The 22,722-nt window shown below is 71.1% G+C and carries 25 protein-coding genes; 13 read left to right on the top strand and 12 right to left on the bottom strand.

Features of this window, described 5'->3' with window-relative positions:
* Positions 1 to 642: 642 nt before the first annotated feature.
* From ACXJKQ_RS15645 to ACXJKQ_RS15630, 4 genes are all read left to right on the top strand, one after another.
* Complete coding sequence (locus tag ACXJKQ_RS15645; RefSeq protein ID WP_457106651.1) at positions 643 to 1,050, top strand: helix-turn-helix domain-containing protein; 408 nt, start codon at positions 643 to 645, stop codon at positions 1,048 to 1,050.
* 171 nt (positions 1,051 to 1,221) lie between these two features.
* Positions 1,222 to 2,400, top strand: coding sequence for a methionine adenosyltransferase (gene metK, locus ACXJKQ_RS15640; RefSeq protein WP_457106650.1), 1,179 nt, complete (start codon positions 1,222 to 1,224; stop codon positions 2,398 to 2,400).
* Between the two features lie 113 nt (positions 2,401 to 2,513).
* Positions 2,514 to 3,248 (top strand): tRNA (guanine(46)-N(7))-methyltransferase TrmB, encoded by a 735-nt coding sequence (gene trmB / locus ACXJKQ_RS15635; RefSeq protein WP_457106649.1) that lies wholly within the window; start codon positions 2,514 to 2,516, stop codon positions 3,246 to 3,248.
* 171 nt (positions 3,249 to 3,419) lie between these two features.
* Positions 3,420 to 5,135: an HWE histidine kinase domain-containing protein gene (locus ACXJKQ_RS15630; protein ID WP_457106648.1), complete on the top strand. Its 1,716-nt coding sequence runs from the start codon at positions 3,420 to 3,422 to the stop codon at positions 5,133 to 5,135.
* A gap of 18 nt (positions 5,136 to 5,153) precedes the next feature.
* On the opposite strand, the gene ACXJKQ_RS15625 is transcribed toward ACXJKQ_RS15630, so the two are convergent.
* On the bottom strand, positions 5,154 to 6,008 hold the full coding sequence (locus ACXJKQ_RS15625; protein ID WP_457106647.1) for a hypothetical protein: 855 nt from the start codon (positions 6,006 to 6,008) through the stop codon (positions 5,154 to 5,156).
* 294 nt (positions 6,009 to 6,302) lie between these two features.
* Here ACXJKQ_RS15625 and ACXJKQ_RS15620 point away from each other — a divergent pair, with 294 nt between their 5' ends.
* The 5 genes from ACXJKQ_RS15620 (at position 6,303) to ACXJKQ_RS15600 (ending at position 10,551) form a co-directional block, all read left to right on the top strand.
* The gene (locus ACXJKQ_RS15620) at positions 6,303 to 6,902 is read left to right on the top strand and encodes a superoxide dismutase (protein WP_457106646.1); all 600 of its coding nucleotides are present in this window, start codon (positions 6,303 to 6,305) and stop codon (positions 6,900 to 6,902) included.
* 234 nt (positions 6,903 to 7,136) lie between these two features.
* Positions 7,137 to 8,663 (top strand): murein biosynthesis integral membrane protein MurJ, encoded by a 1,527-nt coding sequence (murJ, locus tag ACXJKQ_RS15615; RefSeq protein ID WP_457106645.1) that lies wholly within the window; start codon positions 7,137 to 7,139, stop codon positions 8,661 to 8,663.
* Positions 8,664 to 8,734: 71 nt separating this feature from the next.
* Positions 8,735 to 9,412, top strand: coding sequence for a haloacid dehalogenase type II (locus tag ACXJKQ_RS15610; protein WP_457106644.1), 678 nt, complete (start codon positions 8,735 to 8,737; stop codon positions 9,410 to 9,412).
* 168 nt (positions 9,413 to 9,580) lie between these two features.
* Complete coding sequence (locus ACXJKQ_RS15605) at positions 9,581 to 10,054, top strand: SRPBCC family protein (protein WP_457106643.1); 474 nt, start codon at positions 9,581 to 9,583, stop codon at positions 10,052 to 10,054.
* Between the two features lie 152 nt (positions 10,055 to 10,206).
* Positions 10,207 to 10,551 carry a hypothetical protein gene (locus ACXJKQ_RS15600; protein ID WP_457106642.1) on the top strand — a complete coding sequence of 115 codons (345 nt, stop codon included), beginning with the start codon at positions 10,207 to 10,209 and terminating at the stop codon, positions 10,549 to 10,551.
* A 53-nt stretch (positions 10,552 to 10,604) separates the two neighbouring features.
* On the opposite strand, the gene ACXJKQ_RS15595 is transcribed toward ACXJKQ_RS15600, so the two are convergent.
* The gene (locus ACXJKQ_RS15595; protein ID WP_457106641.1) at positions 10,605 to 12,362 is read right to left on the bottom strand and encodes a carbamoyltransferase family protein; all 1,758 of its coding nucleotides are present in this window, start codon (positions 12,360 to 12,362) and stop codon (positions 10,605 to 10,607) included.
* Positions 12,363 to 12,547: 185 nt separating this feature from the next.
* Positions 12,548 to 13,189 (bottom strand): thiol:disulfide interchange protein TlpA, encoded by a 642-nt coding sequence (tlpA, locus tag ACXJKQ_RS15590; protein WP_457106640.1) that lies wholly within the window; start codon positions 13,187 to 13,189, stop codon positions 12,548 to 12,550.
* Between the two features lie 42 nt (positions 13,190 to 13,231).
* On the opposite strand from tlpA, the gene argH reads away from it, so the two are divergent.
* The 3 genes from argH (at position 13,232) to ACXJKQ_RS15575 (ending at position 15,986) form a co-directional block, all read left to right on the top strand.
* Entirely contained in the window at positions 13,232 to 14,611 is a 1,380-nt protein-coding gene (gene argH, locus ACXJKQ_RS15585; RefSeq protein WP_457106639.1) for an argininosuccinate lyase, read from the top strand.
* Positions 14,612 to 14,867: 256 nt separating this feature from the next.
* Positions 14,868 to 15,164 (top strand): hypothetical protein, encoded by a 297-nt coding sequence (locus tag ACXJKQ_RS15580; protein ID WP_457106638.1) that lies wholly within the window; start codon positions 14,868 to 14,870, stop codon positions 15,162 to 15,164.
* A gap of 108 nt (positions 15,165 to 15,272) precedes the next feature.
* A complete protein-coding gene (locus ACXJKQ_RS15575) occupies positions 15,273 to 15,986 on the top strand; it encodes an invasion associated locus b family protein (RefSeq protein WP_457106637.1) in 714 nt (237 codons plus the stop codon).
* 8 nt (positions 15,987 to 15,994) lie between these two features.
* Here the strand turns inward: ACXJKQ_RS15575 and ACXJKQ_RS15570 are convergent, their stop codons facing one another.
* Both ACXJKQ_RS15570 and ACXJKQ_RS15565 read right to left on the bottom strand, forming a co-directional pair.
* A complete protein-coding gene (locus ACXJKQ_RS15570; RefSeq protein WP_457106636.1) occupies positions 15,995 to 16,282 on the bottom strand; it encodes a hypothetical protein in 288 nt (95 codons plus the stop codon).
* A 405-nt stretch (positions 16,283 to 16,687) separates the two neighbouring features.
* Positions 16,688 to 17,365: an HAD family hydrolase gene (locus ACXJKQ_RS15565; RefSeq protein ID WP_457106635.1), complete on the bottom strand. Its 678-nt coding sequence runs from the start codon at positions 17,363 to 17,365 to the stop codon at positions 16,688 to 16,690.
* Between the two features lie 203 nt (positions 17,366 to 17,568).
* Between ACXJKQ_RS15565 and ACXJKQ_RS15560 the strand changes: the two genes are divergently transcribed.
* Positions 17,569 to 17,889, top strand: a complete 321-nt coding sequence (locus ACXJKQ_RS15560; protein ID WP_457106634.1) for a PetM family of cytochrome b6f complex subunit 7 — start codon at positions 17,569 to 17,571, stop codon at positions 17,887 to 17,889.
* 26 nt (positions 17,890 to 17,915) lie between these two features.
* Here the strand turns inward: ACXJKQ_RS15560 and ACXJKQ_RS15555 are convergent, their stop codons facing one another.
* The 7 genes from ACXJKQ_RS15555 to fumC all read right to left on the bottom strand — a co-directional run bounded on the left by ACXJKQ_RS15555 (position 17,916) and on the right by fumC (position 22,718).
* The gene (locus tag ACXJKQ_RS15555; protein WP_457106633.1) at positions 17,916 to 18,410 is read right to left on the bottom strand and encodes a PAS domain-containing protein; all 495 of its coding nucleotides are present in this window, start codon (positions 18,408 to 18,410) and stop codon (positions 17,916 to 17,918) included.
* 213 nt (positions 18,411 to 18,623) lie between these two features.
* Complete coding sequence (locus tag ACXJKQ_RS15550; protein WP_457106632.1) at positions 18,624 to 18,791, bottom strand: hypothetical protein; 168 nt, start codon at positions 18,789 to 18,791, stop codon at positions 18,624 to 18,626.
* 61 nt (positions 18,792 to 18,852) lie between these two features.
* Positions 18,853 to 19,773, bottom strand: a complete 921-nt coding sequence (gene mepA / locus ACXJKQ_RS15545) for a penicillin-insensitive murein endopeptidase (RefSeq protein WP_457106631.1) — start codon at positions 19,771 to 19,773, stop codon at positions 18,853 to 18,855.
* Between the two features lie 202 nt (positions 19,774 to 19,975).
* Positions 19,976 to 20,602 carry a ParB-like protein gene (locus tag ACXJKQ_RS15540; protein WP_457106630.1) on the bottom strand — a complete coding sequence of 209 codons (627 nt, stop codon included), beginning with the start codon at positions 20,600 to 20,602 and terminating at the stop codon, positions 19,976 to 19,978.
* An 81-nt stretch (positions 20,603 to 20,683) separates the two neighbouring features.
* Positions 20,684 to 20,914: a ribbon-helix-helix domain-containing protein gene (locus ACXJKQ_RS15535; protein ID WP_457106629.1), complete on the bottom strand. Its 231-nt coding sequence runs from the start codon at positions 20,912 to 20,914 to the stop codon at positions 20,684 to 20,686.
* A gap of 137 nt (positions 20,915 to 21,051) precedes the next feature.
* Positions 21,052 to 21,255, bottom strand: a complete 204-nt coding sequence (locus ACXJKQ_RS15530) for a DUF4169 family protein (RefSeq protein ID WP_457106628.1) — start codon at positions 21,253 to 21,255, stop codon at positions 21,052 to 21,054.
* A gap of 53 nt (positions 21,256 to 21,308) precedes the next feature.
* The gene (fumC, locus tag ACXJKQ_RS15525) at positions 21,309 to 22,718 is read right to left on the bottom strand and encodes a class II fumarate hydratase (RefSeq protein WP_457106627.1); all 1,410 of its coding nucleotides are present in this window, start codon (positions 22,716 to 22,718) and stop codon (positions 21,309 to 21,311) included.
* Positions 22,719 to 22,722 lie beyond the last annotated feature (4 nt).

Raw genomic sequence — 22,722 nt, 5'->3', positions numbered from 1 at the left:
GACCAGCGCTGTGCGCGCCGCTCCCGCGGCACCGCGCCGCCTGCCCGAGCCTCTGGCCCCGCCCATCGCACGCCTCCGGACCACAGGCCCCGGCCCCCGCCCCCGCCGTCGGGCGCGGTTGGCCTCGGACGGGGAGAATGCTATGGGGACCGCGGTTGTCTCCGTAGCTCAGCTGGACAGAGCACAGGTTTCCTAGATCAGGTTCAATTGGGCGTCGCGTCGGGAAACCTCGCGGCGGATCCGCTCAAAGTCGGGGAACGCTTCCGGCATCGGCGCTGGGCCGTGCGATGCTCTGCCAATCCCGAGCCAAGCCCGCGCGGCGCCCCGGCGTCCCGCGGGAAGGTGTAGAGACTAGACGGGCGGCACCTAACGGCCGGATGCAATCCGGTCCACGGTGAAGGGATAGTCCAGGCCACGAACGCGGACCTCCGGGACGCGGCGGCGAAAGCCGAAGTGGTATGAAACCTGGGGTCGCAGGTTCGAGCCCTGCCGGGGACGCCACCTTTCTTGTCCTGGAGATCGCGCCGGCCGCGGCTCCGGGCGCAAAACGTCCGCGACATCGGCTGCCTGCCGGTGACAAGAACCGAGGGCCGCGCTAAGCTTTGCCGCCAAGATCCATGGCGGGGGGTGGACGAGCACTTCATGGCGGGCCAGAAGACCGATCAGCGCGACGTTTACGTCGGGCAACGCATCGCCGAGCAGCGCCGGAAGGCGTCTCTCACACAGCGCCGCGTCGCGCAGAGCTTCGGTATGTCTGCAGCCCAGCTCCAGAAGTACGAGAAGGGCACCAACCGGATCAGCGCGGTCCATCTCGACATCTTCTCCCGGATGACCGGCGTGCCGATGGATTACTTCTTCAAGGGCATGCCGCGGAACGACGACTTCGTGGCACCGGGTTTCAGCGAGCGGGAGCAGTCGGCCCTGTCCGACGGCGGGTTGAAGGGGCTGGCCGAAGTGGTGGGCCGCCACATCACCGAGAATTTCTCCGAGGAGGCGCGTCGCGACGTCGCCGACGCCATCCGCGCCCTCGAGACCAAGCTCGGCGGTTGAGCCGCGTCGGAGCCTTCGGGGGCGGCCGTTTTTTCGGTCACATCGTCCGTTATAGCGGATCCGTTCGTTCATCCGCCTTGACCGGGCTCCGGACGGGTGCGAGAACCCCGGCCCCATAAAGGGTCAAACGCCGCGATCGCGACGGCGTACCTCTGACATCGAGGCCGTCCGATGCCGCGTTCCAATTACCTGTTCACCAGCGAATCGGTGTCCGAGGGGCACCCGGACAAGGTGTGCGATCGGATTTCCGATACCGTCGTCGACGCCTATCTCACGGCGATGCCGGAGGCCCGGCTCGGCGTCGAGACGCTCGCCACCACCAACCGGATCGTCATCGCCGGCGAGGTCCGTGGCCCCGATTCGGTCACCTTCAAGGACCTCGAGGCCCTGACCCGCGAGGCGGTAAAGGATATCGGCTACGAGCAGTCGGGCTTCCACTGGAAGAACAACGACGTCGCCATCCACCTTCATGCCCAGTCGGCCGACATCGCCCAGGGCGTGGACGCGGCCGGCAACAAGGACGAGGGCGCGGGCGACCAGGGCATCATGTTCGGCTACGCCGCCGACGAGACGCCCGAGCTGATGCCGGCACCGATCTTCTACGCCCACCGAATTCTCAAGGACCTCGCCGATGCCCGCCGGGCCAAGCAGGGTGACGCGGCCAAGCTCGGCCCCGACGCCAAGAGCCAGGTCACGGTCCGCTACGAGAACGGCCGCCCGGTCGAGGTCACCCAGATCGTGCTGTCGACGCAGCACCTCGACGAGTCCCTCGACTCGGCCGACGTCCGCGCCATCGTGGAGCCCTACATCCTCAAGGCCCTGCCGGAGGGCTGGGTCAACGAGGGCACGGTCTGGCATGTGAACCCGACCGGTAAGTTCGTGATCGGCGGCCCGGACGGCGATGCCGGCCTCACCGGCCGCAAGATCATCGTCGACACCTACGGCGGCGCGGCGCCCCACGGCGGCGGCGCCTTCTCGGGCAAGGACCCGACGAAGGTCGATCGCTCGGCGGCCTACGCGGCGCGCTACCTCGCCAAGAACGTCGTGGCCGCCGGCCTCGCCCGCCGTGCCACGATCCAGCTCGCCTACGCGATCGGCGTCTCGAAGCCGCTCTCGATCTACGTGGACCTGCACGGGACCGGCACCGTGGACGAGGCCAAGCTCGAGGGCGTACTGATGGACGCCCTGGATCTCTCGCCCCGCGGCATCCGCACGGCGCTCGGCCTCAACAAGCCGATCTACGCGCGCACCGCAGCCTACGGCCATTTCGGCCGCGCCCCGGAGGCCGATGGCGGCTTCTCCTGGGAGCGCACCGACCTTGCTGACAAGTTGAAGTCTGCCCTCGCCTGAGGGCGGCGTCCGCGCCTCATCCCGGACCCGCGTGACGGGTCCGGGCGTTCAAAACCAGATCCTTCACCTGCCCGCGGCACCTTCAGGCCGGTGGCCGACGTCGCGCCGTGGTCATGTCTGACACCCCTGGACGCCCCGTGCAGACGGCCGAGGAGCCGGAGCGCGCCTTCTTCGGACGCCGCAAGGGCAAGCGCCTGCGCGGCCTGCAGGAGCGCCGGCTGGCCGACCTCCTGCCGTCCCTCCGCATTGCCCTGCCGCCCGACGACGCGCCGCTCGATCCGCGCACGCTCTTCCCGGCGATGCCCGCACCGCCCGACGCGCTCTGGCTGGAGATCGGCTTCGGCGGCGGCGAGCACCTCGCGGCCCAGGCCGCGGCGCAGCCCGACATCGGCTTCATCGGTGCGGAGCCGTTCGTCAACGGCGTGGTGAAGCTGCTCGCCGCCATCGAGGCGGGGGGGCTGCGCAACGTCCGCATCCGCGACGAGGACGTGACCGCCCTCCTGGCACGCCTCCCGGATGCCTGCCTCGACCGGGTCTACCTCCTCTATCCCGATCCCTGGCCCAAGCGGCGGCAGCGCAAGCGCCGGTTCGTTTCCGATGCCTCCCTCGCCGAGATCGGGCGGGTGCTGAAGGATGGCGGCCTGTTCCGCTTCGCCAGCGACATCGACGATTATGCCGGCTGGACGCTGGTCCGGGCCGCGCGCTGCCCGGTCCTGGCCTGGACGGCGCGGAGCGCCCGGGACTGGACCCAACCCTTCCCGGGCTGGCCCGGCACGCGCTATGAGGCCAAGGCACTGGAAGCAGGCCGGCGGCCCACCTACCTGGAATTTGCCCGCCGCCCGCGCTGAGCCTGGGCTTGCTCGCGCCCCTCGGGCGCCCGGTCGCCGCAGGCTGAGCGGAACGCCTTGCCACAGTCACGCTCGGGCGCCATCCTGAGCGCCCGCCGTGGTGCCGGACCGCGCCCGGGAGGGGACATCTCCGGCAGGAGCGTGCCACGGCTCGTTCGAGGATCTTTCCGCGTGAATGAGAGGGTGGGGCAGGATCCGGCGGCGGGGGACCCGTTTCGCATCGGCTTCGACGAGGCCGCGATCGGCCTCGTGGTGCTGTCTGCGGACGAAACGACGATCGTCGCCGCCAATCGGGCTCTGCACGATCTCCTCGGCTGGCCGCCCGGCGCCCTGCCCGGGCGCCCGGTCGCCGATCTCCTGAACGAAGGGCCGGAGGGCCTCCGGGACGGCCTCCAGTTCTGGCGCGGGGCGGACGGGACCGCCCTCGACATGCGGATCCGGCGCACCGGCCGGACCCTGGTGGTCGAGGCGGTCGACGTGGACATGGCGGCCCATTCCGAAGCCAACCGCGAGGCGCTGGCCGCCGCCGGGCTCGGGGAATGGCGCTGGGACCGGGCGACGGATCTCCTCACCCTGTCGCGCCGGGCCGCCCGCATCCTCGGCCGCCCACCGGGCCGCTCCGTCTCGAGTGAGGAGCTGAAGACCGGCCTGTCGCAGGCGGAACTCGCCCGCCTGCGCGCGATCATCGCCGACGCTTCCGGAACCGACGAGCCCTACCAGTTCGACACGGCCGCCACGGTGGCCGGGCGCTCGGTGATCCTGCGGGTGCGGGGACAGGCCGTGCCGGGCACCGAGGGCGCATCCGCCAGCATGGTCGGCGTCATCCAGGACATCACCACCCGGGTCGAGGCCCGGGACGAGATCCTGTCCCGCGACCAGCGCCTGCGGGTCGCCACCACCGTCGCCAAGCTCGGCATCTTCGAATGGCACATGCTCGAGGATCAGGCGATCTGGGAGAACGAGCACATGTACGAGATCTTCGGGCACGCGCCCGAGGATGGTACGATCGGCAAGACCGAGTTTCTCAACGACATCCTCCACCCCGACGACCGCCCGGCGGTCCGCCGGGCGATCTCCAAGGCGCTGCGGGAGGACGGGGACCTGCACATCAGCGGCCGGATCCGCCGCAAGTCCGACGGGGTCTGGCGCACGATCGACATGGCCGGCCGGTTCGAGCGCGATGCCCCCGGCCGGCTGCCGCGCCGGCTGATCGGTGTGGTGGCCGACGTGACCGACCGGCGGGTCGCGGAGGAGCGCCAGAGCCTGCTGATCCGCGAACTCCATCACCGGGTGAAGAACACGCTGGCCACCGTCCAGGCGATCGTGGGGTCGACCGCGCGGACGGCGTCGAGCATCGAGAGCTTCTACGAGGCGTTCGTCGGGCGCATCAAATCCCTGGCGCACACCCACTCGGTCCTCACCGAGGACACGTGGCAGACCGCCTCCCTGGCCAACCTCCTGCGCAACGAGCTGAAGCCCTACGCGGAGGTGGCGCCGGACGGCGCCGCCGAGGGCCRAATCAGCCTCGACGGGCCGGCGATCGACCTGCCGTCCGAGATTGCGGTGCCGATCGGCATGGCGATCCACGAACTCACCACCAACGCCGCCAAGTATGGGGCGCTGTCGAACCGCACCGGGCGGGTGGCGGTGGAATGGTCGCTGGAGCCGGGTGGGCCGGCCGGCATCCTGCGGTTCTCCTGGCGCGAGACCGGCGGGCCGCCGGTCTCACCGCCGAGCCGCCAGGGCTTCGGCTCGCGCCTGCTGCAGCGCGTCCTGATCACCCAGGTCCAGGCCGAGGTGGCGACAGACTACGCCCCCGACGGCTTCTCCCTGACCATGCGGGCGCCGATCCCGCCACGCAACGACAGCCTGAACCCGCTGGTGTGACCGCCGGGCCGCCGGCCGTCAGGCCGCGCCGCGGGCACCGGTTTCGCCGCCGCCATCCACGAAGGCCTTCAATTCGTCGAGCGACGCGAAGGTGAACCGGCCCTGCGGCGTCTCCGCCTCGATCGCGCCGTCCTCGAACATCACGTAGGTGTTGCCGCCCGAGGCGTAGCGCCCGACCACGGTGCGGGTGGCGGGTGGCGGGGCCAGCTCGGGCTCGGGCTCGGGCGCCGCATCCAGGCTCGGACGCAGGGACGGCGGCGCCTCCAGGTGGTCCGAAGGCGCCTCGCGGTGGACTGAAGGCGGCTCGGGTGCGGCGAACAGGTCGTCCTCGGGCGCGATCACACCCTCTGCCTTCGGGGCTTCCGGCTCGGGGCGGAGGCGGGGCTCCGGCACGACGGGGGGCACCACGGGCGGCTCGGGCTCGGCCGGAACGGGCGCCTCCGCCGCGACGGCGGACGGTTCCGAGAGGGAGGCACGGGTCTCGTCGGCCCGGAGCTGCAGGCTCGGCTCGATCCGGGGGCGCTCGGGATCGAAGGCCGGCTCGATCACCGACGGGACGATGAAGGCGGGCGCGGCCGGCAGGACCGGCGGCAGCCGCGGCCGATCCTCGCCTGCCGATGCCGCCGGGGCGTCTGCGGATGCCTCCTCACGCGCTCCGCGCAGGGGCGCCTGCCCGATCGCCCGCTCGACCCTCCGGAAACCGAGGGCCACGACGCCGAGGCCGAGGAGGATCGCGCCGGACGAGGCCGCGACCGAACCCGCGATCACCATCGCGAGCCCACTCTCCAGACGCACGTACGGGAAGCCCTGGATCACGGCGGCGCAGCCCCCGATGATCATGGCGGCGGCGAGCGCGAACAGCGCAGCGATCATGATACTCTCTGGCACGGGCCGGCTGACCGCCGGCGCTCTAGGCGTGGCGCACAGTAAGGCCTTGCCGGCATATTGCAAAACTCGGGGCTGAGATTGTCCGGGACAGCGGAATAGTCCGGTAGTCCGGCGGCTATGCCCGAGCCGGCCGTCGCGCCGCCCGGATCCCGGAACTTCCCGCGCCGTCGCCATGCAACGGCGTTGCCGTCCCGCGGCCACCGACTTACCTAGCGGGCTCTCGACTCGGAAGCCCCCGCCGGGGACGAGGCCGTTCCCTGCCAAGCGGAGACAGATGCCATGACCTTCACCCTGCCGGAACTGCCCTACGCCTACGACGCGCTGGGGCCGTACATGTCGAAGGAAACCCTCGAGTTCCACCACGACAAGCACCACAAGGCCTATGTCGACACGGGCAACAAGCTGCTCGAGGGCACGGATCTCCAGGGCAAGAGCGTCGAGGAGATCGTCAAGGCCGCCTACAACACGAATCAGCCGCTCTTCAACAACGCCGGCCAGCACTACAACCACATCCACTTCTGGCAGTGGATGAAGCCGAACGGCGGCGGCGCGATCCCCGGCGCGCTCGCAAAGAAGATCGACGAGGACCTCGGCGGGCCTGAGAAGTTCAAGGCGGACTTCATCCAGGCGGGCATCGGCCAGTTCGGCTCGGGCTGGGCGTGGCTGGCCGTGAAGGACGGCAAGCTCGCCATCATGAAGACCCCCAACGGCGAGAACCCGCTGGTCCACGGCGCCAAGCCGATCCTCGGCGTCGACGTGTGGGAGCACTCCTACTACATCGATTACCGCAACCGCCGTCCCGACTACCTCAAGGCGTTCATCGAGAACCTCGTGAACTGGGAGCACGTGGAGAAGATGTACGCCGAGGCGACCCGCTGAGGCTTTAGCGCCGGTGCCGCGGGTCCTGTGTCCGCGGCACCCTTGAGGTGACGCACGAAACCGGCTCTTGATGCGCCCGACGCCGGATGACCCGGTGCAAAAGGGTCCGGCCATTCTCCCTCACTCGACACCCGCGACGTCTCCACGGCGCACCCTCACCCCTCTGCGGGGGCGGGTGGCCGCCGCGTCAGCGGGGGTTGGAAGAGGGGAGGGAAGGGTCGGGCGGCCCACATCATGATCCGCTCCATCCTGTCCGTCGGCGGCTGGACCCTGGTCTCCCGCGTCACCGGCTTCGCCCGCGACGTGGTGATGGCCGCCGTGATGGGCGCCGGGCCGGTGGCCGACGCCTTCGTGGTCGCCTTCCGGCTGCCGAACCATTTCCGAGCGATCTTCGGCGAGGGGGCGTTCAACACCGCCTTCGTGCCGACCTATGCGGGGCTCGCGGAAGCCGGAACACCGGGGGAGGCGCACCGCTTTGCCGACCGCGTCTTCACCCTGATGCTGATCGTGCAGCTGGTACTGCTGAACCTCGCCCTGCCGGCGATGCCCTGGGTCGTGCACGCCCTCGCGCCGGGCTTCGCCGAGGATGGCGAGCGCTTCCATCTCGCGGTGGCGTTGACCCGCATCACCTTCCCGTACCTGCTGTTCATGACGCTGGTGACGCTGCTGTCGGGCATCCTCAACGCCCATCGGCACTTCGCCGTGGCGGCCGGCGCCCCGGTCCTGCTCAACCTCGCCATGCTGGCGGCGCTGGCCTTCAGCTTCCTGTTCCCGAACGCCGCCTACGCGGCGGCCTGGGGTGTCGCCGTCTCGGGCATCCTCCAGTTCGGCCTGCTGTGGTGGGGCTGCCGGCGCGCCCGGGTGATGCCCGACCTCGCCATCCCGCGCCTCGATCCGGCGCTGACGCGGTTCTTCGCGGTGCTCGGCCCGGCGGTGATCGGCTCCGCGGGATTCCAGATCGCGGCCTTTGCCGACACGATCATCGCGAGCTGGCTGCCCACTGGGGCGGTCTCGGCGCTGTATTATGCCGACCGGCTCTACCAGCTCCCCTTCGGCGTCATCGCCATCGCGGCCGGCACCGTGCTGCTGCCGGAGATGAGCCGGCGTATCGCCGCCGGGGACGTCGCCGGCGCCCACGCGGCGCAGAACCGGGCGGCGGGCTTCTCCCTGGCGCTCGCGGCGCCGTTCACCGTGGCCTTCCTGACCATCCCCGGGCTGATCATGGCGGCCTTGTTCGAGCGCGGCGCCTTCAGCGCCGAGGATGCCGCGCGCGCGGCCGCCGTGCTGGCCGCCTACGGATTCGCCCTGCCCGCCGTCGTGCTGGTGCGCAGCGCCGTGGCGAGCTTCTACGCCCGGCAGGACACCAAGACCCCGCTCTGGGCCTCGCTGACCGCGATCCTGGTGAACGTCGTGCTGAAGCTCTGGCTCACCGGTCCCTACGGCGTGACCGGGCTCGCCCTCGCCACCGCGGTGAGCCAGTGGGTGAACCTGCTGCTGCTCCTGGTCCTGGCCAAGCGCCGGAACTGGACGGCGCCGGGACGAACCCTCGGTGTCACCGTCGCGGGCGTCGCGCTCGCCTGCCTGGGGCTCGCGGCGGTGGCCGTCTACGGGCAGGGGCTCGTCCAGGCCCTGGTGCCGGCCCTGCCGCACGGCCGCGACCTCGTCGTCCTGGCAGTGCTCGGGCTCGCCGGAGCCCTGGTCTACGGTGGGCTCCTGGCGGGCCTGTTGCATCTGTTCGGCCTGCGCCTGCGCCGGGCCTGAGTGACCCGGCCGGGCTCGCCGTCGCGCGGTCCCGGCTCCAGATCGGGCGGGAGCACCCAGTGAGGAACGCCATGACCGACGCATCGGGACCACTGACGGGCGTGAAGGCCGCGGTGTTCGACGCCTACGGAACGCTGTTCGACGTGAACGCCGCGGTCCAGCGCTACGCCGAGGCGGTGGGGCCGGACGCCGCCCACCTTTCCGAGGTCTGGCGCAACAAGCAGCTCGAATACAGCTGGACCCTGTCGCTGATGGGCCGCTACGCGGCGTTCTGGGACCTCACCGTACGCGCCCTCGACTACGCCCTGGCGGTCCACCCGAACGTCGATCCCGGTCTGCGGGAGCGGCTCCTCGACGCCTACCGCGATCTCGACGCCTATCCGGAGGTGCCAGGCGTGCTGGCGGCCCTGCGCAAGCGCGGGATCCGCACCGCGGTGCTCACCAACGGCAACGCCGCCATGGTCGACCGGGCCGTGGCCTCGGCGGCCCTCGCCGACCACCTCGACGCGGTCCTCTCAGTGGACGATGCGCAGGTGTTCAAGGCCCATCCCGACGCCTACCGGATCGCCCTGACCCGGATGGCGGTAGGGCAGGGCGAGGTGCTGTTCTGCTCCTCGAACCGCTGGGACATCGCGGGGGCTGGGGCCTTCGGATTCCGGACGGCCTGGATCAACCGCAGGGGGCTGCCGGACGAGTACGCTGATCCCGCCCCGACGGTCGTCATCGAGTCCCTCGACGGGCTGCTTTGACCTCGGAGCCGGCGCCGGCTGCGGTGCACCGGAGGGCAGGCGGGCCGGCCTGCGTATTTTTTACCGCGCCTTGGACTAAAGTCGACCTTGCAACGTACGCGTGTCGCCCTTGGTTTGAGCCTGACTCGGGCGCCATGGAAGCGAGCGTCGAGCGCAAGGGAGCGACTGATGAAGCGTATGTTGTTGGCGGCTGCGGCGATCTGCGTCGGGGTCGCGGGACCGGCCTGGGCTCTCGAAGTCACCAAGTCGGTGGACGTGGCCGCGTCGCCCGAGACCGTGTGGAAGACCATCGGCGGGTTCTGCGGGATCGGCGACTGGCATCCGGTGATCGAGAAATGCGCCCTGTCGAAGAAGGGCAGCAATGCGGTCCGGACCCTGAGCCTGAAGGGCGGCGGGACGATCGTCGAGGAGGAAGAGTCCCGCAACGACAACAAGATGGACTACACCTACACGATCCTGGAAGGCCCGCTCCCCGTCGCGGATTATCACTCCACGATCATGGTCACGAAGGCTGGCAGCGGCTCGAAGGTGACGTGGAAAGGCACCTTCAAGGCCAAGGGCGCCCCCGATGCGAAGGCCGAGGAGGCCATCGCCGGGGTGTATGATGCCGGCCTGAAGGGCATCGCCGACAAGGCGAAGTAGCCGATCGGCGGAGGCGAGCCCTGCGCGCCTCCGCTCAGGCCGTCTCGGACGTGCCGAGGCCATATCCGGCACGCCGTCGCGGTGCGCCGCTTCGGGGATTCTTAATCCTCCCGGTGTTGGATCGTCCTCAACACGAACGGGAGATCTTTCGCGTGTCCTTGAACGGTTCCTTCACGACGATCCGCGCCGGGGCCGCAGCCCTCGCGGCGACCCTGGTGCTCGGGGCCGTCGCCCCGGCCACCGCCCGCGACCAGACCGGCGCCATCGTCGGCGGCCTCGCGGCCGGTGTGGTCGGCGGCGTGGTGGGCAGCGCCCTCATCAACGGCGCGAACCCGCCGCCCCCGCCGCCGGAGTACCGCCCGCGCCGCGTCGTGGTCGAGGAGCCCGAGACCGTCGTGGTGCGCGAGCGCCGCGGCCCGATCTGCCACTACGAGCGCCGCAAGGAATGGCTCGGCGACGGCGAGTTCACCTACCGCCGCGTCGAGGTCTGCGAGTAATCCTTCTGGGGTCGCCTGATCGACGCCGCGTCCTCCCCGGGGCGCGGCGTTTGTCATTTCACCACCAGCCAGTCCTCCACCACGAGGGCGTCGAGGCCGGTGGTGTAGAACATCAGGATCGCGTCCTCCGCGCCGTGGAGGATCGGCTTGCCCATCACGTTGAAGCTCGTGTTGAGCAGGATCGGCACCCCGGTGATGTCCGCGAAGGCGCCGATCAGGGCCGCGTAGGCCGGGTTCCGCTCCGCCGTGACGCTCTGGAGCCGGCCGGTCCCGTCCGCGTGGACCACGGCCGGCACGCGGGCACGGACCGCCTCCCGCCAGACCAGGGTACGCTCCATGTAGGGGCTGTCGGCGTAATCCTCGAACCAGTCCGGCCCGGCCTCGGCCAGGATCGAGGGCGCGAAGGGCCGGAACGCCTCCCGGTATTTCACCTTGGCGTTCAGCGCGTCCTTGGCACCCTCCGGCCGCGGATCGGCCAGGATCGAGCGGTTGCCCAGCGCCCGGGGTCCGAACTCCGCCCGGCCCTGCACCCAGCCGACGAGGCCGCCCTCCGCCAGGATCCGCGCCGCCGCGCGGGTCGCCTCGCCGTGGCCGACGTGCTGGGCGCGGGGTTCCTGCTCGGCGAGCCGCTCCATCGGGCCGGTCGAGACCCGCGAACCCAGATAGGGCGTGAGCGGGCGCTGCGCGTGCGGCGGCCCGGTCCAGTCCGGATGGTCCTCCGCGTAGGCGAGCCACGCGGCGCCCACGGCGTTGCCGTCATCCGCAGGGGCCGACGGGACGTGCAGCCGGGTGAAGCCGGACCGGCCGAGCACCCGGCCGTTATAGGAGGAGTTCAGCCCGCAGCCGCCGGCGATCACGAGATTCTCGGAGGGCGCCAGGGCGTAGGCTTCGGCCACCAGCGCGTCCATGAGGGTCGCGAAGAGATCCTGGCCGCAGCGGGCGAGGTCGGCCCAGCCGGTCTCCATCGCGTCCGCCGGGCGGCGCGCCCGGATCTCGGCGGCGACGGAGCGGATCGTCTCCCCGTCGGCATAGCGCAGGCGGTGTCCCTCGACCGTGCAGAGCCGGCCGAGCAGCGCGGCGAGGTCCGGATCGGGGCGGCCGTAGGGGGCGAGCCCCATGATCTTCCACTCCTCGCCCTTCACCTGGTCGAAGCCGGCGAGGTCGGTGATCAGCCCGTACAGGAAGCCCAGCGACCCGCGCCCGCGGTGGCGGCGGGCCTCGGTGATCCGACCGCCCGCCAGGCGGTGGATCGCCGCCGCGCCGGTCTCGCCCATGCCGTCGACCACCAGGGCGGTGGCCGTGTCGAAGGGGCTGCCCCAGAGGCCGTAGGCGGCGTGGCAGAGGTGGTGCGGATAGCGCCGCTGTCCGGCGATCGTCGCCCGGGGGCCCGCGCCGGTGATCCGCGCCTCCTGGTTGAGGGCGAGCAGCGTTCCATGTCCGGCCCGCTCCTGGGCGCCGTGGAGATCGGCGATGAACACCCGCTCGGCCTGCTCGGGCACGAAGGAGCGGTTGAGCGCGGTGGTGTGGCCGGCGAGCGCCATCAGGTCGAAGGCCCCGGTTCCCGCCTGCCCGCGCAGGAAATCGCTGAACTGTGGCCCCCAGGTCGAGGCGACGACGAGTTCGGAGCCCGGCGGAACCCACGCCTTCAGCAGGCCGGCCATCCGGGCCGGGGCGTCCGGCTCGCAGTTCGGCGCGCGCTTGTACTGGAGGTCGCGCTCCGCGGCCTCGGCGAAGAGCAGGGTGCCGTCGGGTCCGACCAGGGCGAGGGCCGGATCGTGGAAGGTGGTGGCGAGGCCGAGATAGAAGCGCATGCCGCCACGGGGTAGCGCATTTTTCGGTGCTGCGGATCCCGCTATCGTCGACGATGGCGACCGCGCCGCGGGCCATCGTCATCGGGTTCCGCGTCGATGACCCGGTGGTCCCGATCGCGCCACGACGCCGCCGATGTCGGTTCAGGTCCCCCCGCCGTCACACGGCTGTCGGTCGCCTCGGCGCGTCAGGAGGCCCGCCCCAGAGCCGCGCGGATCAGCGCCAGCCCGTCCGCGCTCGACCACGCGGCCGGCCCCTTCATCACGCCGAGGGTGCAGCCCCGCGCGTCGATCAGCATCGTGGTCGGCAGGCCCGGGGATTGGGTGTCGCGCTGGATGGCCGGAAGCACCCGGCCGCCGGGATCCGCGTAGAAGGCGAGGTCGCGGATGCCGGCCTGCTTCAGCCATTCCGGCGGCGTCTCCAGGTTGCGGGTGTCGACGTTGATGGCGACGACCTGGAAATCCGGACCGCCGAGCTGCGCCTGGAGGTGGTCGAGGGCCGGCATCTCGGCCTTGCAGGGCGCGCACCACGTCGCCCAGAGATTCACGAGGAGCAGACGGCCCCTGAGATCGGCGAGCCCGGTCTCGGCGCCGTCCGGACCCTTGAAGCGGATGTCGGGCGCGGGCCGGGCCTGGGGCAGCGCCTGCATGGCGGCGACTTCGCCCTTCGCGGCGGCCTCGACCCGCGCCAGCGCCGGCTTGGCGTCGGCGCAGGGCTGGAGGGCGCCCCCCGTGTTGCCGGGCAGGAGACCGCTCCCGTATAGGGCGAGGCCGAGGACGGCGAGCGCGGCGACGCCCGCGCCGGCCAGGATGGGTGTGCGGCCGGGCATCAGGCTTGCCTGCCGGGACGTTCAGGGCGCGGAAGGATCGACATGAGCAACCGGATGTGGGGCGGCCGCTTCGCGAGCGGCCCGGCGGAGATCATGGAGGAGATCAACGCCTCCATCGGATTCGACAAGCGCCTCGCGCCCCAGGATATCCGCGGCTCGCTGGCGCATGTGGCGATGCTCGGCAAAGCCGGCATCCTGCCGGCGCAGGATGTGGCTGCAATCGAGGCCGGGCTCAAGGCCGTGCGCGACGAGATCGAGGGCGGCACCTTCGCGTTCAGGCGCGAGCTCGAGGACATCCACATGTCGGTGGAGAGCCGGCTGACCGAGATCGTCGGCCCGGCGGCCGGGCGCCTGCACACGGCGCGCTCGCGCAACGACCAGGTCGCCACCGACATGAAGCTGTGGGTACGCGACACCCTCGAGTCCCTCGATCAGCAGGCGGCCGACCTGCAGCGCGCCCTGGCCGACAAGGCGCTCCAGCACGCCGGCACCGTGATGCCGGGCTTCACCCATCTGCAATCCGCCCAGCCCGTGACCTTCGGCCACCATTGCCTCGCCTACGTGGAGATGCTGGCCCGCGACCGGGGCCGGTTCCGCGACGCCCGGGCACGGCTCAACGAGTGCCCGCTGGGCGCGGCGGCGCTCGCCGGCACGTCCTTCCCGATCGACCGGCACGCCACCGCGGCGGCCCTCGGCTTCGACCGGCCCACCGCCAACTCCCTGGACTCGGTCGCCGACCGCGACTTCGCCCTGGAGGCGCTCGCGGCGGCCTCGATCTGCGCCGTGCACCTGTCGCGCTTCGCCGAGGAGCTGGTGGTCTGGACCTCGGCCCAGTTCAACTTCGTGCGGCTGTCGGACGGGTTCACCACCGGCTCGTCGATCATGCCGCAGAAGCGCAACCCCGACGCCGCCGAGCTGGTGCGGGCCAAGAGCGGCCGGATCGTCGGCGCGCTCACCGGCCTGCTCATCGTCATGAAGGGCCTGCCGCTCGCCTATTCGAAGGACATGCAGGAGGACAAGGAGGGCACGTTCGACGCCCTCCAGGCGCTGTCCCTGTGCCTCGCCGCGATGACCGGCATGGTGAAGGACCTGGAGCCCAACGCCGAGGTGCTCGCCCGGGCCGCCGGCTCCGGCTACGCCACCGCCACCGACCTCGCCGACTGGCTGGTGCGGGAGCTCGGCCTGCCGTTCCGGCAGGCGCACCACGTCACCGGCCGCCTCGTCGGCGCGGCCTCCGCCAAGGGCGTTGGGCTGGAGGCGCTGTCGCTGCCCGAGATGCAGGAGGCGGAGCCGCGCATCACCGACGCGGTCTACGCGGTGCTCGGCGTCGAGAATTCGGTGGCGAGCCGCACCAGCCATGGCGGCACGGCGCCCGACAACGTTCGGCGCCAAGCGCAGGCCTGGATCGAGCGGCTGGACTGACCGGATCCCGGGCACGATCGACGCCGCTCCTCGGCCGAGGCGATCGGGTAGCCCGGGAGTCTGGGGAACCGAGGGGCGCGGCCTCGGCCGCCCTTGGGACGGTGCTTCGCGGCGCGGCCGTGTCGAGCGCGCCGCGCGGGTTATCCACAGGCCTCCACCGGAATTGTGCGTTGCAACCATCGTCCGGCACGCGCGTTCAGCCTCTGGCTAAGTCCGCTCGGCTACAAGCTTCGCTGTTGGGATCGGAGTTCGCAGGATGCCTGTCGAGAGTTGGCTGGACCCGGAGGATGTGACCAGCTTCGCGGCGCATGCCACGGCCATGATCGATGCCGCTTTGACCGGTTCGGGCCTGACGCGCGACTGCTACTGGTCGGCCGTGCGCAAGGGCTACAACACCCCCTACAACGACCCGCCCCGCAAGGAACCGGCCCACGCGCGCGCCGCGCCTGTCCAGCCCAACGCGATCGCCGCGCCCTCCGCCCCGGCGGTCGAGACCATCGCGGTGCCGGCCGCCGTTATCGCGGCCCGGGCTTCGGAAGCCCGCGCGCTCTAAAGGACAGGGTAACGCGCGCCGCCATCTTGCCGACGTTTTACGCAAGCTTCACTAATCCAGAACCCCGGTGCGGCGCCTGACGGTGCCGCCCGTCGTCAGGAAGTGAAGATGGTTTGCGTCAGCCGCCTGCTCCCGGCCGGAGCCCTTGCCCTGCTCGCATCCGGGCTCGCAACAGGTCTCCTTGGAGGGCTGGGCGGCGCGTGCCTGTCCGCCACGGCCGTCGCCGCACAGGAGGCCGCGCCGGCGGCGGGTGCGGACGACGCGGCCCCGTCCCGGCGCGGGCGCCGGCACGGGCGCGCGAGGCATGCCGAGAAGAAGTCGGCCACGCCGCCCGGGATGCAGCAGGCCACCCCGGTGGCGATCTTCGGCGACTGGAACGTGTTCGTGAACGGCGACGGCCGCAGCAAGCTCTGCTACGCCATCGCCCAGCCGCAGACGCGCTCGCCCAAGACCCTGAAGCGCGACACCGCCTACCTGTTCGTGAGCGTCCGGAAGGGCGAGAACGTGCAGAACGAGGTGGCGGTGATGCTGGGCTTCCCGTCGAAACCCGCGGCCTCCCAGATCAAGCCCGGCGCGGCGGCCGCCCCTTCCGATCCGAGCCTCAATCTCGGCGCCAGCCGCTACGGCCTCGTGGTGAAGGACGGCAACGCGTGGCTGCAGAACCCCGCCGAGGAGGCGCGGGTCGTCACCGAGATGAGCGCCCGCAACCCCAAGCTCGTGATCAAGACCACGTCGCTCCGCGGGAGTCCGACGAGCGACGAGTACGCCCTCGGCGGGTTCGCGGAGGCGATGAAGCGGACCCGCGACGAGTGCAGCAAGTAGCGCGCGGCTCAGGCGCGGCGCAGGGCCGGCCGACCCGCGCGCGCGGCCGGCCGGGTCTGGGCGTTCATGCGTGCCCGGGCGGCGCGGGCGGCCTGCTCGGCGGTGCGGAAGACGACACCGTCCAGACCGTCGAAATCCCGCGCCGATGAGAAGAATCGGACCCCGCGCCCCTCGGGTACGGCGATTCCGGCGGTGATCTCACCGATCTCGATCACCCGGGCCGGTGCGGTGCGCGGGGCCATCGGGTCGGCGGGATCGGGGCGGTCTTCGGGCGTGAACTCTGCGAAACTGTGCATCGGATTGGGAACTCCCTCGGCCGCGGCGCAAGGCCGTGCCGGATCGCGTCGGCTGCTACGGAGGATCGGCGGGCTATCGTCGACAGCGCCGACGATCGGCACGGGAGCAGGGCGCGTTCGGGAGCGGGAATCGAAAGGACTGCGTTCGACTGATCATCGGACGTCCTCCAGACTGAAGGACCGCGCGGCGCAGGGGCCGTCGCAGTGCTTTAGCGTTTGATCACGCGGCGCAAGCGACGCTTCTCAAATCACCGCGGCCGGAGCGTTCGGCGCCTGGGGCGCGGCTGTTCCGACACCTTGAAGATGGAGGCGGTGCCGCCGGCCGTCAACGGAACGGACTTGCGAATTTCGCGGCCCTTCTGGCAGGAAGCCGGTCCCGGCCGCGCTCCGGAGAGACGGGATCGTTCAGGCCGCGGCGAGGACCGCAGCGAGGGCGGAGAAGTCCGAGAAGATCCGGCTGGCGCCCGCCCGCAGGAGGTCTGCCCCCGCCGGGTCGTGCCCCCAGTGGCCGCCCCCGGTGAAGCCCGCCACCCGCATGCCGGCGCTCCGGGCGGCCGTGACCCCGGGCACGCTGTCCTCGATCACCAGGCAGGCGGCCGGATCGACGCCCATGCGCGCGGCGGCGAACAGGAACAGGTCGGGGAAGGGCTTGCCCCGGGACACCTGCACCGAGGAGAAGACGCGCTCGCCGAACAGGGGCAGCAGCCCGGTCAGGGTCAGGGAGTGGCGCAGCCGCACGGGATCGCTGCTCGAGGCCACGCAGACCGGCAGGTCCAGGGCGGCCACGGCCTCGGCGACGCCGCGCATCGCAATCAGCTTCGCGTCGAACAGCGCCAGGGTCTCGGCCTTCACCGCCTCGACGAAGCCCGGGGGGGCGGTGATTCCGTAATCGCGGGCGATATGCGCCATGATCGAGGGCATCGCCGTGCCGGTGAAGCGCGCGCCCACGGTGGCGCGATCGATATCGACGCCGATCCGGTTGAGCCCCGCGGTGAGGCAGGCGAGGCTCAAGGGTTCGCTATCGACCAGAACGCCATCGCAATCGAAGATCACGAGGCCGAGGTTCTCCGCACGCGCGTCCAAGGTTCACCGTTCCCGCACACGGCCCGCCGCCGCCGGGCGAGGCTGTGGCACGCGTCCGGTGACCGGGCAACAGGCCGTGCCGGCGTTCGCACCGGCCGCTTGCACCGGGCGTCGCGGACCCATACTCCCGTGGCGGGCGCGCCCGCGCACCCGCCACAGCCCACAGGGCAAGGTCGACACGGCACGGCTCAGAAGGCCCCGCGATGTTCCGCTTCCTGGCCCGGGTCCTGGGCTTTCTGCTGATGGCCGGCGGCTTCGTCGCGCTGGTCTATGACGGCGCCCGATCGATCGCCAACAACGGCCTGCGGGTGACGCCGCTCTCCGACCTGATCGCCACCCTGTTCAAGGACAAGGCGGGCGCCCTGCAGGGCAGCGTGGAGGGGGCGGCCCCCTGGCTCTGGCACATTCTGGGCCTGCCGCTCACGCTGGCGCCGGTCTCCCTGATCGGCCTCGGCCTCGGCGCGGCGCTGCTCTGGCTCGGCCAGCCGGGCCGCGAGCCGATCGGCTTCCTGACGAGGCCCTGAGCGTCGCGCGGATTCTGGGCCGGATCCTAGCGGGCCGCGAGCTTGGCTTCGGCCTCGGCGAGGGCGCGTTTCAGCCGCTCGATCTCACCTCTCAGCGCATGGTGCTCGCTCACGTCGAACTGCGATGCGAAGAAGTAGACGACCCGGCCCTCCGCATCCCGCACCGGCCCGACATAGAGGGCGTTCTGGAAGGTCGTGCCGTCCTTGCGGTAGTTGAGGAGGTCGACCTGGACGTCGTCCCCCTGCCGGATGCCGTCCCGGAGCCGGTCGACGGCCGCCGGATCGGTGTCGGGACCCTGCAGGAAGCGGCAGTTGCGGCCGACCACCTCGAGCCGGGTGTAGCCGGTCAGCTTCAGGAACGCGTCGTTCACGAAGACGATCGGGTTGTCGTACTGGGACGGATCCGTGATGATCATCGGCATCCGGGTCGCGCGCACGGCCGCGGCGAAGGGGTCGCCCCGGTGCGCCTCCGCCTTCAGGTTGGCCGGCACATGGCTCGTCGCGGTCCCGCCCGTCTCCATCCAGATCGGTTCCCCTCGCGCCCCGCAGGACGGCCCTTCGGGGGCGTCCCTCGGGTTACAAGCCGGAATTCGCCACCGACGTCCAGCCTCGCGTCGGCGTTTCCCGATGTCGCGGACGCGAAGGCTGTCCCGGTATCCGCGCTGCCCTGTCGGAGCGGTCTCGGCGGCATCGGCGTCAGCGGCGCGGCGGGGCCGCAGATCGCCGCCTGAGCCTCACGGGCTGCTGCCGGGCCGCGTCTGCGCGCCCGGCGCCGCGGGCGCGGAGCGGTTGCCCCCCGCCAGGGGGGGCGTGCTGTTCGGGCTGCGCAGCACGATCAGCACGCTGCCCAGGACCGAGAGGGCGACGGCGGTGGCGAGGAGGAGGAAGAGCCAGCGGGGCATCCGGTGGCGTTAGCACATCGGGCCGGCGGGTCGAACCGGCCGAAGCGCTGCACCACCCCGTCTACGGCGCCTTCAGCACCGTCCGGCAGGCCGAGGGCAGCGCCGCCATGGTCATGGCCGGCTTGGGCTTCGGCGGCACCTTCGGGGGCTTCGGGTGGAGCACCTTGTCCGAGAACCAGTAGCCGAGGTCGTCGCAGCCGTCGCCCGGAGGCGGCGCGCCCTGAGGCTGGCACTCCTCCTGGCCGGCCGGGCAGGAGAGGCGGATATGGTAGTGATAGTTGTGCCCGTACATCGGGCGCACCTTGGACATCCAGCGGCTGCCCGCGGCGTCGCGGCAGAGCGCCTTCTTGATCGCCGCGTTGACGAAGATGCGCTCCACCTCCGGCTGCTCGGCGGTCATCTTGATCAGCTGCAGATGCGTCGGCGTCCACACCTGCGGATCGATATCGAGGCGGTCGGGCCGGACCATGTCGGTCGCCGAGGTCTCCTCGCGCTCCGCCCGGCTCATGCGGTGGTCGGGCATCGGCGTCAACCAGACATCGGCGTCGATGCCGATCTGGTGGGAGGCGTGGCCGGTGATCATCGGGCCGCCGCGGGGCTGGGCCATGTCACCCACGAGCAGCCCCGGCCAGCCGACCCGGGCGGCCTTCTGCGACAGGCGCTCGATGAAGTCGACGAGGTAGGGCGTGCCCCACATCCGGTTGCGCGACGGACGCATGACCTGCCAGTTCTGGCCGTCGAGCGGCAGCGCCTCACCCCCGGAGAAGCAGCCCTTGGCGTAGAAGCCGTAGATATGGGCCGGACCGGAGGACGCCCGGGTGACGCGGCCGAACAGGGCCTTGGCGGGGGTCGAGGGCGCGTCGGGATGCTCCAGGGGCGGCAGCGGCTTCGGGGTGAGGCTGCCGCGGTCCTGGGCCTGGGCGGCGGCGGGCAGGAGCAGGGCGGCGAGCGCGAGGCTCTGGGCGAAACGCGGCATCGGCATGCGGGGTTGTTCGTCCGGCTGGAGAGGGCGGGCGCGGGTGCCCGCGGGACCCTCGCTCAGGGCCGGGGCGATTTTCGGGCAGGCAGCCCGCATCCCCGCGAGCACCGGCCCGGGCACCGAGCCTGCCGATCGGGTTCTCCCTCAGGCCGGTCTCGCGATCCTTCCGACCGCGCGATGCGGACACGCGGCCGCGCCGCGGCCCTCAATGCTGACGGCGGGTCACCGGGCCGGACCAGCCGGGGAGGTAGTCGGCATCCTTGGACTTGGCGAGCGACATCGCCTTCTCCAGGGCGGAGGAGAAATCGCCCTCGATGCGCTTCTCCTTGACGTTGCGCCGCAGGAAGTCGGCCCACAGGAACTCGCTGAACGGGGTCGTGTCCTTGGCGAAGCCGCCGGCCCGGCGCAATTCGCCGGCGAGGCTGCGGTACGGATCGTCCGCCAGGGCATCCACCGACCTCGGGATCTCCTTGAAGGCCTGGCGCACGCCCTCGGCATCGTAGGGATGCACCCAGGACTTGTGGTCGCACACCGTCCAGAACGCGTCCTTGTCGAGGTAGTGCAGGTCGGCCACCACGGTGACGAGAACGCTCTCGACCCCCTCCTCGTGGAGGGCGCAGGCGAGGTGGTGGTGATCGATGATGTAGTGGTGCTTCTTCGGCCCCAGCAGCGTCGGGATCATGTGGGCGCCGAGGAATGCCTTCTTCTTCTCGCCGTCGTATTCCCGCCAGCGGCGCCGCTTCTCCGACACCTCCCGATAGCCCACCGTCATCTGCGTGGGGCGCAGCTCCGCGATCGGCACGGGTTTCAGCAGCGGCTCTCGGTTGGTCATGGGCGATGCTTCCGGCGTGGATTTGTCACGCAAATGTCACAACGCGGCCGCGATCAGAAGAGCGAAGGGGCGGGACCCCTCTCACGTTTCCGGGATGAGGCCCGCGCGAACGGTCTCCAGGACGAACACGCGAATCGCCGACGACAGGTTCTGGCCGCTGCGTCGGGCATCGATCGTGCCGACGAGCGCCTGGACCGACTGGCCACGGGCTTCGGCGATCTCCCGGAGCGCGCCCCAGAACGGATCCTCCAGGGATACGCTGGTGCGGTGGCCGGCGATCATCACCGAGCGCTTGGTGATGCCCGCACTCATGCCGACGCGGCCGCCCTTCCCGTCTTTGCGAGCGGAGCGAAGCAATCCAGGGCAGCGCGATCCTGGTCGGCGTGGCGCAACTGGATTGCTTCGCTCCGCTCGCAAAGACGGTGAGGCTGCCGCATCCGGATCCGCTTTCAGTCAGCTGCGTCAGGATCCGGCGCGCCCCGCTCCAGGCGATGGCCCTCGTGGCGCTCGGTCTCCAGGGCCTTGCGGCGCTGCTGGAGCGTCTTGGCCTTCTTCGGCTGCCCGAAGGCGATCCGGTTGGATTCGGCCTTCGTGTCGGCGTCGGCACGGGCCTTTGCCTTGCGGACCTGACGCAGGTTGATGATCTCGGCCATGGATCGCCTCCCGTGACCGGCGCAGGAGACCCCGCGCCGGCAAGTCCCCAACCTTAGTCGGCGCTCGGCGCCAGCATGGTCTCTGGCCGGACCACGCGCTCGAACTCCGCCTCGGTCACGTAGCCGAGGCGCAGCGCCTCCTGCTTGAGGGTGGTGCCGTTCTTGTGCGCGGTCTTGGCGATCTCGGCGGCCCTGTCGTAGCCGATCGAGGGGGCCAGCGCGGTCACCAGCATGAGCGAGCGGCTCATCAGGTCGGCGATCTTGTCCTCGTTGGCCTTGATGCCGACCACACAATTGTCGGTGAAGCTCACCGCCGCGTCGGCGAGCAGGCGCACCGATTGCAGCACCGCGTTGGCGATCACCGGCTTGAACACGTTGAGCTCGAAATTGCCCTGGCTGCCGGCGAAGCTCACCGTGGTGCCGTTGCCGATCACCTGGGCGCAGACCATGGTCAGGGCCTCGCACTGGGTCGGGTTGACCTTGCCGGGCATGATCGAGGAGCCGGGCTCGTTCTCGGGCAGGGACAGCTCGCCGAGGCCCGAGCGCGGACCCGAGCCGAGGAAGCGGATGTCCTGGGCGATCTTGAACAGGCCGGCGGCGAGCGCCGCGAGGGCGCCCTGGGTGAACACCAGGGCATCGTGGGTGGCGAGCGCCTCGAACTTGTTCTCGGCCGAGGTGAAGGGCAGCCCGGTCAGCTCGGCGACCTTGGCGGCGAAGCGCTCCGCGAATTCCGGATGGGCGTTGAGGCCTGTGCCGACCGCGGTGCCGCCCTGGGCGAGCGCCAGGACCCCAGGCAGGGTCGCGGCGACCCGCGATCCGCCGAGCGCCACCTGTGCGGCGTAGCCGGAGAATTCCTGGCCCAGCGAGACCGGCGTGGCGTCCTGCAGGTGGGTGCGGCCGATCTTGACGATCGACTCGAACGCCTTGGCCTTGGCGTCCAGGGCGCCGTGCAGGTGGGACAGCGCCGGCAGCAGGCGCCCCTGGATCTCCCGCGCCACCGCGATGTGCATGGCGGTGGGGAAGGTGTCGTTGGAGGACTGGCCGCGGTTGCAATGGTCGTTCGGGTGGACCGGCGACTTACCGCCGCGCTTGCCCCCGAGGCGCTCGTTGGCGAGGCTGGCGATCACCTCGTTGGCGTTCATGTTCGACTGTGTGCCCGAGCCGGTCTGGTAGACGACGAGGGGGAACTCGTCGTCGTAGCGGCCCTCGACGACCTCGGCGGCCGAGGCCGCGATCGCGTCGGCCAGCGCCGGCTCGAGGGCGCCCAGATCCTTGTTCACCAGGGCGGCGGCCTGCTTCACGACGCCCAGGGCGTGCACCAGCGGCGCCGGCATCCGGTCGGTCCCGATCTTGAAGTTCTGGATCGAACGTTGGGTCTGCGCACCCCAGTAGCGATGCGCCGGGACCTCGATCGGACCGAAGGTATCGGACTCGGTGCGGGTGGCGGTCTCGGTGGGCGACATCGTG

This window comes from Methylobacterium sp. P5_C11, from assembly GCF_054049775.1.
This window is presented reverse-complemented; position numbering and strand designations above follow the sequence as displayed.